The organism is Coleofasciculus sp. (assembly GCF_046539235.1).
Taxonomy (GTDB): Bacteria; Cyanobacteriota; Cyanobacteriia; order Cyanobacteriales; family Coleofasciculaceae; genus Coleofasciculus.
The window spans coordinates 1-15013 of record NZ_JBKHHI010000132.1 but is presented as its reverse complement, the minus strand read 5'-3'; the positions used below and the strand labels follow the sequence as shown (position 1 = coordinate 15013).

Below are 15013 nucleotides of genomic sequence, written 5' to 3'. Positions count from 1 at the left end.
CTTACCCTGCTAGACCGCAACCCGCACAGTCCTACCTACGGTTGTTTTGACCGCAACTTCTGGCAGTATAAAATTATCGATTTTCCCAGTGGGATGGCTCAGGAGTTTGTTCTGCCTCTGGCATTGGCGTATAATACTCAATTATCCGATAATCCTTTCTACCAACAACCAGCGATGCAAGATTGGGTGGAAGCCGGAATTCTTTATGCGGCTAAAAGCGCTCATCCGGATGGGTCTTGCGATGATTATTTCCCTTATGAACGAGCCGGAGGCGCAGCGGCATTTTCCCTACTTGCCTGTATTGACAGTTATCAAGAATTAGGGTTAAATAATCCAATTGCTTTAAAGTTTTTTGAAAAACGAGCCGATTGGCTAGCCCATCATCAAGAAAGTGGACGCCTGACTAATCACCAAGCCTTAATTGTTCTTTGCCTAGATTTACTGTCTAATCTATTACAAGCCACAAAATGGGATAGAGCTAGAGTGCAACGTTTAGAACAAGTATTATCTTGGCAAAATCCCGAAGGTTGGTTTATTGAGTACGAAGGTTGTGACCCCGGTTACCATACGTTAACGATTTCTTGTTTAGCGCGGATTTATCAACTTAGACCTGATCCTCGGATTAAAGAAGCATTAGTCAAAGCGGTTGATTTGGCGGCTGAATTTGTGCATCCTGATGGTTCTTATGGGGGAGAATATACCAGTCGCAATACATACAATTTCTTTCCCCATGGCTTTGAACTGGTGGGACAGTGGTATCCCCAAGCCCTAGAAATTAACGATCGCGTCCTGGTGGGACTGGCAAATGGACTGGCTCCTTGCTATGCTGACGATCACATTATTGGTCACCATACCTGGAACTATTTACTCACATGGCGAGATTTTATGTCAACTCGACCTGAACCCACTACCCGTTCTCCCGGTCGAGTTTGGTTTAGAGAGGCACAAGTTTTAATTGACCGTCGCCAAAATACGGAACTGTATTTAGCCTTAAACAAAGGGGGAGTATTTAAACTGTTTCAGGACAAGGGTTTAGTCGCCTCTGACACTCAATTTTCATTGCAAGTTATAACCGGTAAAAAGATAAAAAATGCTGTCGGTCATTTAGTTGATACCTATCAAGTCAAAGTTGAGGAAAATGAAATTATGATTGAAGGAGAGTTGGGGTGGGCAAAACAGAAACAAATGACCCCCACAAATTTACTAATTTTGCGAGTTGTCATGCTCACAGTGGGTCGCTTTTTTCCCAACTTAATCCGCAAACTCTTACAAAAAATGCTAATTACAGGCAAGCAAAAAGCTCCGTTCCACTTCCGTCGCTTGATCGAGTGGAAAAATGGACAGTGGCATATCACTGATGAGTTGCAAGCTCAGTCCTGGAAAGAGGTAGTCGCTGCCGGAATTGGTGGCGATCAAACTTCAATTTATGTGGTTATGAGTCGCACGTTTCAACGGGGACAATTACAGCCCTGGTTAGATTTAACCAATGAGGTTAAGAAGCTAGATGCTTATGAATGGCTGCGATTAGAGCGAAAATTTTAAACGAATAAATCATCAACAATGAACCATGAACCATCAACAATGAACAATAAATTATGAAACGACTAATTTCAATCGCTGTCAGCCTAATTATCCTGGCAGTGATTTACTCAAAAATTGATTTTCCCGAACTCGTTGCCGTTTTTCAAAATAGCGATCGCGTCTGGATGCCTGTAAGCTTGGGAATGGTTGTTCCCCTAACCTTATTCACGTCTTGGCGGTTGCAACAACTGATGCCCAGTGGCTCTCGCTTGGGCTTTTTTGAGGCAAATCGGTTAATCTTAGCGGCAAGTGTTTTAAATATGGTACTGCCGTCCAAGATGGGGGATATTGCCAAAGCCTATTTCATGAAACAGCGCGGTCATTTGAGTGGGACTCTTTCATTATCGCTGGTGATTTTTGAAAAGGCTTGTGATCTGTTATCCCTGCTGTTATGGTGTGTTTTTGGTTTATTACTCTATCAACCGAAAGATTGGCTATTTTGGCTGATGACGGCGGCGGTGGGCGTGGGTTTAATCTTGGGAATTTGCCTCTTGGCGTCTCGAAAATTTGCTTATTTTTTCTTTATCGTGGCTCGCAAGATTGCCCCCAAGAAAATGCGTTCCAAACTAGAAACAATGCAAGGCTCTTGGGGCGACATGCATGACTATTTTTGGCGCGATCAACGCCAGCTTATCAAAATTACCGGAACGTCGATTTTTATTTGGTTTTTACACTTATTACAAATTTGGTTTTTTATCCTAGCGCTGAAGGCGACGACTCCATTTCTAGTCAATCTCGCCTTGTCTCCCCTCGCCATTTTAGCCGGATTATTACCTCTAACCTTTGCCGGAGTTGGTACACGCGATGCCGCATTAGTATTGTTTTATCAGGACTATCTAGACCCCGCAACTGCCGCCGCCTTGGGATTGCTGTGTACCTCGCGTTACTTTTTACCTGCTATTGGCGGATTACCGTTCCTGAGTCAATTTTTGGCAACAGTCCGTACAATCAAGGGCAGTCAAGACACGTAGCGCTTAATGTGACTAACCTCACTCAATTTAGTGACTAAAATCACAAGCATTGCGGACTACATATCACTGAATAAGTGATCCAAATCCTAGAAGCTAGTAGTAATGCCCAGATAAGCTTAGCAACGCGCCCATGTTACTTCCCAGCAGCGACAGTTTACTGAACAGTCCACCTGATTGGTCGGAGTCAGACAAACCCTTGTGTCCTAATTTGGTTAAGCAAACTCGGCAGTTAGAAGTGTTGAATGAGGAATTAGCGGATCAAATTGCAGAACGTCAAGATATGGAGTTAGCCCTGAGGAAATATCGCAGCATGTTTGAGGGTGCCGTCGAGGGTATCTTTCAAACCACTCCAGACGGGCATTTTATTGACTGCAATCCAGCGCTGGTAAAGATTTATGGTTATGCATCTCCGGCGGAACTATTGGAAACGCTAACCGACATTGGACAACAACTCTATGTGAATCCGAATCGACGTCGGGACTTTATTGAGAAACTGCGATCGCACGATTCAGTTACAGACTTTGAATCCCAGGTGTATCGAAAAGATGGGCAGATCATCTGGATTTGTGAGAATGCTAGGGCGGTGCGCGATCGCGAAGGGAATTTACTCTACTATGAAGGATTCGTCACAGATATCACCGAGCGCAAAGTTACTGAAGAATCCTTGCGGCGATCCCAAGCAAAATACAAAGCCCAAGCCGAACAACTCCAGGAGACATTAAATCAACTGCACCAGACGCAACAACAGTTGATCGAAAAAGAACATCTTTCCACCTTAGGCAAATTGCTGGCTGGAGTTGCCCACGAAATTAATAATCCGGTTAATTTCTTATGTAACAATTTTCCCCATGCTCAACAGTATACCACAGATTTATTAAATTTACTCCAACTCTACAGCAAATATAATCCCCAACCGGCACCAGAAATTCAACAGGAAGCCGAAGAAATTGATTTAGAGTTTGTAGTTGAAGACTTTCCCAAAACCCTGTCATCTATGCAAATGGGGGCTGAACGTCTGCGCCAACTTGTTTATTCCCTCAAAACTCTATCTGGAGCAGACGAAGAGCAATCGATAGATATTCACCAAGGGCTAGATAGCACCCTAGTCATGCTCTACTATCGTTTAAAATCCAAAGGAAACAAGCAAGAAATTAAAGTGTTCAAGGATTATAGCACACTGCCTTTAGTCACTTGTTATCCTTGTGGGTTAAATCAGGTATTTATGAATGTGCTGTGCAATGCCATTGATGCCCTAAAAGATATGCGTTCTCAACCCGCTAATGGGGACAGTGAGCAAACTATAACGCCATCCATCTGGATTCGCACAGAATTAATTGATAATGGGAAATCTGGGGCGCGTGCGGTTATTCGCATTATCGATAATGGACCGGGAATAGATGACGAACTGAAACAGCGAATCTTTGAGCCTTTTTTTACCACTAAACCTCCGGGGAAAGGTACGGGTTTAGGATTGTCAATTAGCCATCAAATCATTGTTGAAAAACATGGTGGAAAGTTTACCTGTAATTCCACACCGGGTCAAGGAACCGAGTTTGTGATTGAAATTCCGATTTGAGTTTAGGGTTCATAGTTCATAGGTCATAGTTAATTAGGTAGCAAGGTTTTGCCCCAACGCTAGTCTAGTTAGGCATTGTCCGACTACTTACCTCTTTAAAAAAACTGCTGCATGTTTATCACACCACACTAAACTAGACTAAAATTGAAGTGATTGACTGTAGCGTTCAAGAGTAACGTGATCCAATTCACACACCGAGAAATAGAAAAAGCTTGGCGAGAAAACCTATTCGCTTCGTCCAGCAAAACTCCTAGAACTAACCCTCATCGTCTGCTATTGTTTTACGCGGTTGAATGTGGACTCAAGGCAATTCTGATGCGCCGACGCCAAAAACTCTCAAATTCAAGATAAAGATTTAGAGTCAATGCTGTTTCAGATATAGCAGTAGACACATCGATTAGGACTTTCGGCACCATTGTAGAGACGCGCCATGGCGCGTCTGGAACATAAATGATGTGTCCTAACCGCTATGGCGGTTGCTATAGCTGAGTGGATTAAAGGAGAATTAAGAAATATATGAAAGCAATGAGACTCTTGACGTGGTTGGATGTTCGGCGAGTTATTCGTCGAGAAACAAACTATGGAAGTCGTCTGCCAAAGGGTATCGTCAGCATTCGGAGTTTTTCTGATGCTATAGAAATTGGCTTATGGTCTGAGGATTATCTAGATAATGCCAAGCAAGCTCTCAAAGAATGGTTTGGGGATTGGTATCAACAAGACGATAATTTAATTCAACTGGATTTGGGCGAGGTAATTTTACCCGTCGAGTTTATTCACGAGGAAGAAAGCGGCGATACCTATATTCCGATTCGTCCCTTCTGGGAAGAAGTAGCTTACTTGCAAAATAATGGTGAGCCAGAGACTGAAGTTCCCAAAAATCTCCATATTCCAGAAGCCTATCCCAGTACCAGCCCCCAATTAGTTGCTTTTTATTCGTTCAAAGGAGGGGTAGGCAGAACCCTGCACTTAGCCGCCCATCTTTTTGCTTTACTTGAGCGAACCAGAGAACTCAATCAAGCCAAAACATTTTTAGTCGTTGATGCTGATTTAGAAGCACCGGGTCTAACCTACTGGAATCGCTCAGAAAAACAACAACCTACTGTTTCTTTCATTAATTTTCTGGAAGCTTACCATGCTTCAGCTCTGGAACCCGATCGAGTGCTTTCCTTTTTTGCGAAAGAGCTGAAAAAATCTCCCAAACGGGATGGAAAATCGACAATTTACTTTCTTCCGGCTTGTCTTGGCGATCGCGAATTACTCGATACACCTATTCTACCCGAACATTTAGTCAGAACTATCGATGGAGCCTGGGAATTTGGGAATGCTTTATCTCAATTAGGTCAGGCTGTAGATGCGGATTATGTACTCATTGACCTGCGTTCTGGTTTAAGTGAAATTTCCAGTCCGATTATTTTTGATCCGAGAATCCAACGGTTTATCGTAACCACCATTAATGACCAATCAGTCAATGGTTCGAGTTTAGTCTTGCAGCAGTTAAGTCACACCGCCCCGCCGGAGACAGATGTTGAAGAAGAAGGCTACTATGATCCTCTACTGTTGATTACTCTACTCACACCAGAACTTAAATCGCTCCCGGCTTTTGACGAGGCTTTATCTAGATTCCAGGCGGCTTATATTCAGTCTCAAGGCGATATTTATCAAACTCGTTTAAAAATAAAGGAAACTGATTTTACTCAGGAATTGCTTTATTTAAATAATTGGGAGGATGCTCGTTCAAAGCTTAGCCCGACTTCAGTCATGAAAGTGGCTAAGGAGTGGGCAGAGAGTCAGTTAATCAAACCTAAAGAACAGCGCTTAGATTTAGCAACAACTCAGGACTCTGATCCCTTGGCAGCAGTGCGTCGTCTCAGAGATGTGTGTCAGCAGTATGAATATGCTGAAAGTGGACAAGGAGAAAACTTGTTAGTAACTGAGCCGTTGAAAAACTTAGCCACGACTTTTCGGGATGAGTTACCGCGTGTAGTCTCAATTGGCTCCAAAGGTTCAGGTAAGACGTTTAACTATATTCAGTTGTCACGTTTAAAGTATTGGCAAAACTTTATTCAGCGAGTTTTGGGTGAAACGAATGAATCTGAAGCGAAAACTTATGTATTTCCCATGCTGCAATCGCTGAATCTCCGCGATAATGCCATTAAAATTATTCAAGAAGCAAGAAATGAAGTCATATCTGCTTCAGACAATAGTTTTTCTGAGTTTTCTCAGTCAGAATATAACGATAAGATTCAAGCAGCACTTGCCAACTCAAACTGGGGCAAGCAGGAATGGACACAATTTTGGATTAAAGAGATTGCCAGAACTGTCGGTCTTGATCCAGAAACAAAAGACTATTGGAGTTTTAATGATATTAACAATGCCCTGAAGCAGAAATCATTGCGGGTAATCTTTTTATTTGATGGGCTAGAAGATATTTTTTCTGACGCATCTTCTAATCCCATCCAGCAAGCCGCGATTGAGTCTCTGATTCGTCTACCAGCCCGGTTATCAGAAATTAGAAAAAATAACTTAGGCTTAATTATTTTCATCCGGCGTGATTTTGTCCGTTACGCCATCACCCATAATTTATCTCAATTTGAAAATCTCTACGGGTCTTATGATTTATATTGGGATGCTGATTCTTTTATGAATCTAGTTTTTTGGGTTTGTAGTCAAGCGCAAGTCATCGATGCTGATGAATCAGAACTAGATAGCATGACTCGCGAACAGCTAATTGAAAAGCTGGAAAATTTATGGGGCAAAAAGCTGGGTTCTGATAAGTCAAAAGAAGCTTATACACCCAATTGGGTATTTGCCGCTTTGACAGATTTTAAGGGAAGGCTACAAGCTAGAGATATTGTGCGCTTCTTATATCATGCTGCTGATGAAACAATAGAAAATGCCAAAGAAATTCAATTTGAAAAGTGGTCTACCAGCCGTCTCTTACCACCCCAAGCGATTCGTCGTGCTTTAGAACCCTGTAGTAAGAAGAAGGTTCAAGAAGCCAAAGAGGAGTATCTCGCTTTTAGAACATGGGTTAATACTCTTCAATCTAAAGACCCAAAAGAAATGCGAGTCCCATTCACCTTAGATAATTTTGATATCGAACCATCAACATTAAGTATGCTAGAAGAAATCGGAGTGGTTTATGAAGACAGAGCTAAAGATGATACGCCGCGATATTATATGCCAGAAATTTTCCGCGCAGGTCTAGAATTCACGTTAAATAAAGGGGCGCGTCCTCGGGTTGTCGTGTTGAAGCGCAAGGCTCTAGGCTCAGGGATTATCTAATTCTAGTTGTGTAGAGACGTTGTATGCTACATTTCTATAGTAAGAGTAACTGTAGGGTGGGCAAGATGAATCAATTTATTTTTGCAGCTTTTCAACGTAGGAAATTCTTGCCCACCTTACCTAAAACGGTAACAGAAGTATTTATCAGTTATTTTTCGTCAGGTACATCGAAAACTACTTCAAATTCCGCCGCAGGTATAAATCGATTTAACAGCCTCAAATGATCCCAAGCATCCTGTCGATTGTAGAACCGGGCTATGGTGTAGCGACGAGCATCGGGAAGTAACCGTACAATTGTCCAAGGATAGCTGTAGGCTTGAGTCTGTCGTTTCGTCTCCTCGGTTCGCCGCTTAGTTAGGGTTTGCTGGATAATCCGGTAAAGCTGGGTTCTTTCGGGGTTGGTATCGTTGGGTAACAAATTCCATTCATTTATGGGCGCAGGAAGCCAGGTTAACAGATAGAACGTGATCTGACCCGGTTTGTGCAGTTTCCAAGATAGGCGAGGGGCTTGTTTGTAGCACAGATACCCCTGTTCTCTGGCAATGGCGCAAAAGCTTTCTCCTTCTCGGTGGAGTCGCAGCCAGTCAGTATGTTTCATAATGGATTTATCTCCTTTGTATGAGGGAGCCAGAGCCAGCGCGGAAACTTGGTCGGTCGAGGCGCTGGCTTCTGATGCGGTATAGACTCACTGTCGTAATTGACAAGAACGGGTGAACAAGGTGAGACACTGAGGAAAGAACGGGTAACTCAGAAGGTCTAGGGGCGATTGCTTTCCGAGTCGTCTGCTCTTTAGTGTATCTCTTGTTTTTACCGTTTTATCTATACCTTACAGTAATTACCGTTCAGTATATAATGACTGAAGCAAGTAATCAAGTAACTTTGATGGAATTGCGAAACCGTGCTGGCTTAACTCGCCGACAAGTAGCGATGGAGTTGGGAGTGACGGAAAAAACAATCTACGTGTGGGAGACGAGTTCAAATCCACCTCGCCTGACGGTGGCTCAGGTTCAGCGCTTGCTAGAGATGTTGAATTGTTCTATGGCGGAACTGGTAGAAGCGACAGAAAATCGCTCCTAGATTAAGTTATCTGTCAATTGTAATTGTTACCCAAGGAAAGTAAGCAGATATGGTGACTACTCCTGTTGGACAACAAGTTTTCTCCTTGGAAGACTATATGCAAAATCCTCCTGATCGCATGGAGTGGGTGAATGGGAAACTTGTTGAGAAAAATGGAATGACGTTTAAGCACAGTGTCACTCAATCCAGATTAGATTATTACTGGAGGAGTTATAAAATCTCCAGTGAACAAGGGGGAGAAGTGTTGACAGAAGCCCCCTGTCGTACCCATAAACAAGGGCGGCGTCCAGATGTTGCTTATATCACTCGCGAATTGCTTGAAGAGTATGGTGAGTTTGAGGTACTTCCTGTCAGTTTTCCGTTAATTGCTGAGGTGGCTTCCCCGACTGACTTAGTTGAAGATTTTTGGGCAAAGGCGACTGAGTATTTGGAGTCAGGTTGTCAGGAAGTTTGGTTAGTTTTACCAGAGAATCGCTTAATATTTGTGCTGACTCAAACTCAAAAGTTATGGTTTGGTAAGGGTGAGGTCGCCAGGACACAGGAGGTATTACAAGGATTTAGTGTAGCCGTGGATGAATTATTGGATTGATATTATGTTTGTCTAAACAGTTATTATTTCTATACCTTGCATCCCTACTCTTTGCCTTGTACCCTTTATCTTGTCCCTACCAAAACGGGGGTAGTCGGTTTTTCGGCGTTGGTAAGGGCGCACATCTATGCGCCCCTACTTTCTTTCCTAATCTCTGTTGGGTAACGCTTACGCTCTACCCAATCTACTATAACTTGGTCAAAACGCATTTCTGAACAAAAAGAGAGAATCCTCGCGAATCCTCCCTTGATTATCACCTTTGAAAAGTGAACGCTATTCAGTTTCCGGCGAATAATTGCCAAAATAAACGCCATAGCCAGGAATTTCTACGACCCCATCATACCGTCGGTTGATAAAATCAGACTCATCGGCTCGATAACAGTTGGGGTAGGGAGATAAATCATAATGCACAGGCATTGGACTCAAATTAAACAGACAAAGAAGGTTTTGTTCCTTACATTGGCGAGTAAACCCGAGTAACGGTTCCTCTGTATCCAACACCGTTAAATCCCCTTTCAGTAAAGCAGGTTGTTTCTTGCGCCAATGAATCAAACGGCGATATTTATTCAACAGAGACATCCGTTCGTTGTCCTGCTGGTCAATCGCTTGGTCGCGATGTTCATCGGGAATGGGTAGCCAGGGTTCTTCTGCTGTGGTAAAGCCAGCATTGGGCGCATCTTTCTGCCAAGGGAGAGGGGTGCGTGACCCATCTCGACCTACAATTGACGGATACCCGGCTAGTCCAAAGGGGTCTTGCATTTTTTCAAAGGGAATCGTGGCTTGGGTTAAACCCAGTTCATCCCCTTGATAAATACAGCAACCTCCCCGCAGCGAAAGCTGTAGGGCGATAAATAAATGGTCAAATACGGCGTGGGTGAATTTATCATCAATCAGAAACTTGAGCCAGCGACTTTTCAGTCGGGGAAAATCATGAGTCCCCCCTGTCCAGCAGATGACGCCATCTTGGAAATGGGTTTCAACCTGCTCAATCATGTCCCGCACTCGCTTATAACTCAAGGGTTCATCATGCATCAAGGCTGAGTTATAGGCTGTATGTAAGCGTTTCTCTCCTTTAACATATTCGCTGGACGTAACCACCGTATCTTCAGCCGAACTAATTTCAGCTAATGTCATGGTTCCGGGATATTGATTCATCAATTCCCGAATTGGTTCGAGAAATTCTAAGGTTTCCGGTTGGCAGAAATTATATTTATTCCATTGGGAGAAAAAGGGATCGTGAGCATCTGCCCCAGCCGGTCGCTTCATCTTTTTGGGTCGGGGTGGATTATCCCGCAGTTGACGGTCATGGGTAAAGAAGTTTACCACATCTAGGCGGAAACCATCGACACCCATATCTAACCAAAACCGTGCCACATCCAGAATCGCTTGTCTAACTTCTGGGTTATACCAGTTTAAATCTGGCTGTTCGGCGAGGAAATTGTGCAGGTAATACTGTTCTCGTATCGGGTCCCATGTCCACGCATTTCCGCCAAAGGTGGAAAGCCAGTTGGTGGGGGGTGTCCCATCGGGCTTGGCATCTGCCCAGACATACCAGTCGGCTTTGGGATTATCGTGACTACTGCGACTCTCTAGAAACCAGGGGTGTTCGTTTGAGGTGTGGTTCCAGACTTGATCAATGAGTACCTTTAACCCCAACTCATGTGCTTTATTCAGGAGACGCTTAAAGTCTTCCATCGTGCCAAATATCGGTTCAACTGCACGATAGTCAGAAATATCATAGCCAAAGTCCTTCATCGGGGACTTGAAAAACGGTGAAACCCAAACCGCATCAACGCCAAGGGAGGCAATATAGTCCAGTTTTTCCATGATCCCCTTCAGATCACCGATGCCGTCGCCGTTACTATCCATGAAGCTGCGGGGATAGACTTGATAGATAACGGCACTACGCCACCACTCATGGGATTTTTGATTGGGTTCAGGTTTTTTAACCTGGTCTGTGGTAGATGTGGGGTTGAGGGTGGATTGTTCACTCATACGCGATTAATTTTATTGTTACCTCTTGTAGCTTTACTCTGTACTAAGGCTCTAAGTCCAGCCTGACACAAATTTTTGGCGATTGGAGAAATTCGTGACATCCTCCTGGGGCTAGATTAAAATAGTTCTCCAAAAAAGACACCATAAGCAGGAAGTTTGAGGGTATCGCCCTGTCTATCCGCCGTAAACCCTGAATCTGTGAAGGCTTTGATGTCTGGATAATCGGATAAGTCATAGTGAGTGGGTACGTCACTCCAATTAAATAGACACAGTAAACACTGTTGTTCACCGTCGCGGATAAACGCCAAAATTGGTTCCTCTGTCTGTAAAATCTTCGTATTGCCTTGGATGAGGGCGGGTTGCTGTTTGCGCCAATGTAAGAGACGCCGCCAGGTATTTAATAAGGAATTGGAGTCCTTGTGTTGCAGATCAACGGCAGAAGGGATATGCTCCTCTGGTATGGGTAACCACGGCTGTTTTGCCTCAGTGAAGCCTGCATTCGCTGCATCCGCTTGCCAAGGCATGGGGGTGCGGGAGGCATCTCGTCCAGGGATATCGGGGTAAAGGGCTTTTCCAAAGGAGTCTTTGATCTGTTGGGCGGGGATATCATCGGGAATCTCGGCATCGGTTAACCCTAATTCATCCCCCTGATACAGACACAAGGCGCCGGGTAAAGCCAGGAGCATTGCCGCGATCGCATGATAAAATTCCTCTGGATAAGGATTACCCTGGGCATCTTTCCCCGTCCAACGGGATTTCAAGCGACGGTAATCGTGATTCCCGCCTATCCAACAGTTCCCCCCATCCGGGAAATGGTGTTCTATCCGTTCCAAGGTTTCACGCATCTGGGTGGCGCTGAAGGGGTTCTCGAAAAATAGCGCACTGTTGTACACCAGATGTAATCGTTCACTTCCGGTAACATAATCGCTGGAGATAGCGATCGCATCTTCCGACAGTGTAACTTCCCCTAACGTAATCGCCTCATAACAATCAACATGTTGGCGAATTTGTTGCAAAAGCTGGTAATTTTGGGCATCACAAATTTGATTGTGGAACAGTTGTTTGGCTAAGGGATTAGCCGAGAGAATACCATCCGGGGGTGACGCATCCTCTGGACGAGGGGGATTATCTTGTAATTTGGGGTCATGAATCAAAAAATTGACCGCATCTAAACGGAATCCATCCACACCCCGTTCTAGCCAAAACGTGGCACATTTGAAAATGGCATCCACAACTTGGGGATTGTGTAAATTCAGTTTGGGCTGAAACTCCAAGAAGTCATAAAAATAAAATTGTTCTCGCTGAGGCGCCCATACCCAAGCACTTTTGCCTAAAAACACCGATAACCAATTATTAGGTGGAGAACCATCGTCTTGGGGATCTGCCCAGACATACCAATCAGCTTTGGGATTATCCCGACTTTGGCGACTTTCTAAGAACCAAGGATGCTGATCTGAGGTATGATTCCACACCTGATCAATAATTACTTTTAAGCCTAAATTATGAGCATCTGCCAAAAGCTGATCAAAATCCTCCAGAGTACCGAAATCTGGATCAATGGAGTACATATCCGTCACATCATAACCAAAATCATCCATTGGCGATTCAAATAACGGGCATAACCAGATAGCATCCACACCCAGGGCGGTAATGTAATCCAGATGAGCAATAATTCCTGGAATATCACCGATACCATCGCCATTACTATCGAAAAAGCTGCGAGGATAAACCTGATAGATAATGGCATTTCGCCACCAATCAACCAATTGAGGATTTTGACAGTTGACGTTATTCATAGGGAACAGGGAACAGGGAACAGAGAGATGGGGAGTAGAGACGTAGCATGCTACGTCTCTACAAGTCTTCAGATAGATTCAATTCCCCAAAAAAGACACCATAAGCGGGAATCTTTAACATATCACCCGATCGGTCTGTAGTAAACCCAGAACCCTTGACTTCTTGGCAATCTGGATAAGCCGACAAATCATACTGTACTGGCATATCACCGAGATTAAACATACACAGCAACCGCTGTTCCTCGGATTCCCGAATAAAAGCAAATAGCGGTTCATCGGTATCCAGGACTTTAGCATTAGTCATGCCGCTGATTAAAGCGGGTTGATCTTGACGCCAATGCATCAGCCGCCGCCAGGTATTTAATAAGGAGTTAGGATCAGGTTCTTGGACATTTACGGCTAGATTCAAATGAGACTCGGGAACAGGTAACCAGGCGCGTTGGGCGACAGTAAATCCGGCATGGGCAGCATAAGATTTCCAAGGCATCGGTGTGCGGGAACCATCGCGCCCAGGGACTTCCGGGTATAGGGCTTTACCAAAGGGATCTTTAATTTCTTCCGGGGGAATATCCTCTGGAATCCTGGCTTCGGGTAAGCCTAACTCGTCTCCCTGATAGAGACAAAATGCTCCGGGTAGGGAGAGTAACATTGCCGCAATTCCATGATAAAATTCGTCGGGATAGGGATTTCCGTTGACATCTTTTCCTGTCCAACAGGATTTGAGACGACCATAATCGTGATTCCCAACAATCCAGCAATTGCCACCGTCGCTGAAATAATGTTGCACTTTGTTGAGAGTATCGCGCATTAATTTAGCGCTCATCGGTTCATCAACCAGCAGCGCACTGTTATATGCAATATGCAGTTTATCTGGACCCACATGCTGACTGGATAGCACAATTGAGTCTTCACAGAAAGTGACTTCAGCTAAAGTGATTACCCCAGGATATTGATCCACCAGTTCTCGAATCGGTTTGAGCGCTTTTAAGGTTTCTTCACGACAGAAATTGTATTTAAATAACTGCCGAACAATAGGATTATCGGGGGCGACGCCATCGGGTAACGGTGCATCATCGGGGCGAGATGGATTATCTCGCAATTTGGCATCATGCAAGAAAAAGTTAGGCGCATCAATGCGAAAACCATCCACGCCTAACTCCAGCCAAAATTTTGCCCGTTTCATCAAGGCATCAACCACGTCCGGATTATGCCAATTCAAATCCGGTTGACTGGGGAGGAAATTATAGAAGTAAAATTGTTGGCGTTCACCGGACCATTGCCAAGCGCTTTCACCCATAAATGCGGATAGCCAATTATTCGGCGGTGAACCATCTTCTTTGGGATCTGCCCAGACATACCAGTCGGCTTTAGGATTATCCCGACTTTTTTTACTTTCCTGGAACCAAGAATGCTGATCTGAGGTGTGATTCCAAACCTGATCAATCATTACTTTCATTCCCAGGGTGTGAGATAAGTTTAGTAATCTCTCAAAGTCTTCTAGCGTACCAAACATCGGATCAATCTTACGCATGTCGGTAATGTCATAAGCTAGATCGTTCATCGGGGATTGAAAGATGGGCGTTAACCAGATGGCATCGACGCCAAGGGCAGCAATATAATCGAGTTTCTCAATAATCCCTTCTAAGTCTCCTTTGCCATTTTCTGTGGTGTCTTTGAAACTCCACGGCGAAATCTGATAAATGACAGCGTTTTTCCACCATTGTTCGCGTTGCATGAAACCTCCTTTTTTTTAACAGAAACAGCACAACGAATCCTAGGTCTAATTAACCCGATTGCAGGTGGAATGCCAATGGAATATGGCTTCGTTCTCGCTGAGACTCTCTAGGCGATTGCCCTTTGAATCTACACAGCTAACGTTTCAGCCGCAGCTTTGTGCTATTCCTGCGGCGATAGTATCAGGATTTTCTCGTTAACTGGTAGCCACCAATCTACAGGACTATCCTGACAGGGGGTAGGCTGATGATTCATCCTTCTAGGGTAGTAAGCTGGGGAAGATGGGGGAGATGGGGGTGATGGGGGTGATGGGGGAGATGGGGGTGATGGGGAAGATGGGGAAGAGGATTACCAATGAACCATCAACCATGAACCATCAACCATGAACCATCAACCATGAACCATCAAC

Annotated in this window: 10 protein-coding genes; 6 read left to right on the top strand and 4 right to left on the bottom strand. The window is 44.3% G+C overall.

Features of this window, described 5'->3' with window-relative positions; genetic code table 11:
* From ACLFWI_RS13885 to ACLFWI_RS13870, 4 genes are all read left to right on the top strand, one after another.
* Positions 1-1542: hypothetical protein (locus ACLFWI_RS13885; protein ID WP_446413411.1), on the top strand; the 1542-nt coding region annotated here is incomplete at its 5' end.
* Between the two features lie 53 nt (positions 1543-1595).
* Positions 1596-2552 (top strand): lysylphosphatidylglycerol synthase transmembrane domain-containing protein, encoded by a 957-nt coding sequence (locus ACLFWI_RS13880; RefSeq protein WP_446406152.1) that lies wholly within the window; start codon positions 1596-1598, stop codon positions 2550-2552.
* A 130-nt stretch (positions 2553-2682) separates the two neighbouring features.
* Positions 2683-4128: a sensor histidine kinase gene (locus ACLFWI_RS13875; RefSeq protein ID WP_446413410.1), complete on the top strand. Its 1446-nt coding sequence runs from the start codon at positions 2683-2685 to the stop codon at positions 4126-4128.
* A gap of 516 nt (positions 4129-4644) precedes the next feature.
* Positions 4645-7413: a ParA family protein gene (locus ACLFWI_RS13870; RefSeq protein WP_446413409.1), complete on the top strand. Its 2769-nt coding sequence runs from the start codon at positions 4645-4647 to the stop codon at positions 7411-7413.
* A gap of 148 nt (positions 7414-7561) precedes the next feature.
* On the opposite strand, the gene ACLFWI_RS13865 is transcribed toward ACLFWI_RS13870, so the two are convergent.
* Positions 7562-8011 (bottom strand): hypothetical protein, encoded by a 450-nt coding sequence (locus ACLFWI_RS13865; protein ID WP_446413408.1) that lies wholly within the window; start codon positions 8009-8011, stop codon positions 7562-7564.
* Positions 8012-8265: 254 nt separating this feature from the next.
* On the opposite strand from ACLFWI_RS13865, the gene ACLFWI_RS13860 reads away from it, so the two are divergent.
* Complete coding sequence (locus ACLFWI_RS13860) at positions 8266-8490, top strand: helix-turn-helix domain-containing protein (protein ID WP_446373681.1); 225 nt, start codon at positions 8266-8268, stop codon at positions 8488-8490.
* Between the two features lie 49 nt (positions 8491-8539).
* Positions 8540-9079, top strand: a complete 540-nt coding sequence (locus ACLFWI_RS13855) for a Uma2 family endonuclease (RefSeq protein ID WP_446413407.1) — start codon at positions 8540-8542, stop codon at positions 9077-9079.
* A 273-nt stretch (positions 9080-9352) separates the two neighbouring features.
* On the opposite strand, the gene ACLFWI_RS13850 is transcribed toward ACLFWI_RS13855, so the two are convergent.
* The 3 genes from ACLFWI_RS13850 to ACLFWI_RS13840 form a co-directional block, all read right to left on the bottom strand.
* Positions 9353-11074 carry an alpha-glucosidase family protein gene (locus ACLFWI_RS13850; RefSeq protein WP_446413406.1) on the bottom strand — a complete coding sequence of 574 codons (1722 nt, stop codon included), beginning with the start codon at positions 11072-11074 and terminating at the stop codon, positions 9353-9355.
* A gap of 116 nt (positions 11075-11190) precedes the next feature.
* Positions 11191-12870, bottom strand: coding sequence for an alpha-glucosidase family protein (locus ACLFWI_RS13845; protein WP_446413405.1), 1680 nt, complete (start codon positions 12868-12870; stop codon positions 11191-11193).
* A gap of 58 nt (positions 12871-12928) precedes the next feature.
* Positions 12929-14605 carry an alpha-glucosidase family protein gene (locus ACLFWI_RS13840; protein ID WP_446413404.1) on the bottom strand — a complete coding sequence of 559 codons (1677 nt, stop codon included), beginning with the start codon at positions 14603-14605 and terminating at the stop codon, positions 12929-12931.
* Positions 14606-15013 lie beyond the last annotated feature (408 nt).

Excerpts from the sequence above, each read along its gene's own strand:
- ACLFWI_RS13845 (WP_446413405.1), bottom strand. The coding sequence starts at position 12,870 with ATGAATAACGTCAACTGTCAAAATCCTCAATTGGTTGATTGGTGGCGA.
- ACLFWI_RS13880 (WP_446406152.1), top strand. The coding sequence starts at position 1,596 with ATGAAACGACTAATTTCAATCGCTGTCAGCCTAATTATCCTGGCAGTG.
- ACLFWI_RS13865 (WP_446413408.1), bottom strand. The coding sequence starts at position 8,011 with ATGAAACATACTGACTGGCTGCGACTCCACCGAGAAGGAGAAAGCTTT.
- ACLFWI_RS13850 (WP_446413406.1), bottom strand. The coding sequence starts at position 11,074 with ATGAGTGAACAATCCACCCTCAACCCCACATCTACCACAGACCAGGTT.
- ACLFWI_RS13870 (WP_446413409.1), top strand. The coding sequence starts at position 4,645 with ATGAAAGCAATGAGACTCTTGACGTGGTTGGATGTTCGGCGAGTTATT.
- ACLFWI_RS13855 (WP_446413407.1), top strand. The coding sequence starts at position 8,540 with ATGGTGACTACTCCTGTTGGACAACAAGTTTTCTCCTTGGAAGACTAT.
- ACLFWI_RS13875 (WP_446413410.1), top strand. The coding sequence starts at position 2,683 with ATGTTACTTCCCAGCAGCGACAGTTTACTGAACAGTCCACCTGATTGG.
- ACLFWI_RS13860 (WP_446373681.1), top strand. The coding sequence starts at position 8,266 with ATGACTGAAGCAAGTAATCAAGTAACTTTGATGGAATTGCGAAACCGT.
- ACLFWI_RS13840 (WP_446413404.1), bottom strand. The coding sequence starts at position 14,605 with ATGCAACGCGAACAATGGTGGAAAAACGCTGTCATTTATCAGATTTCG.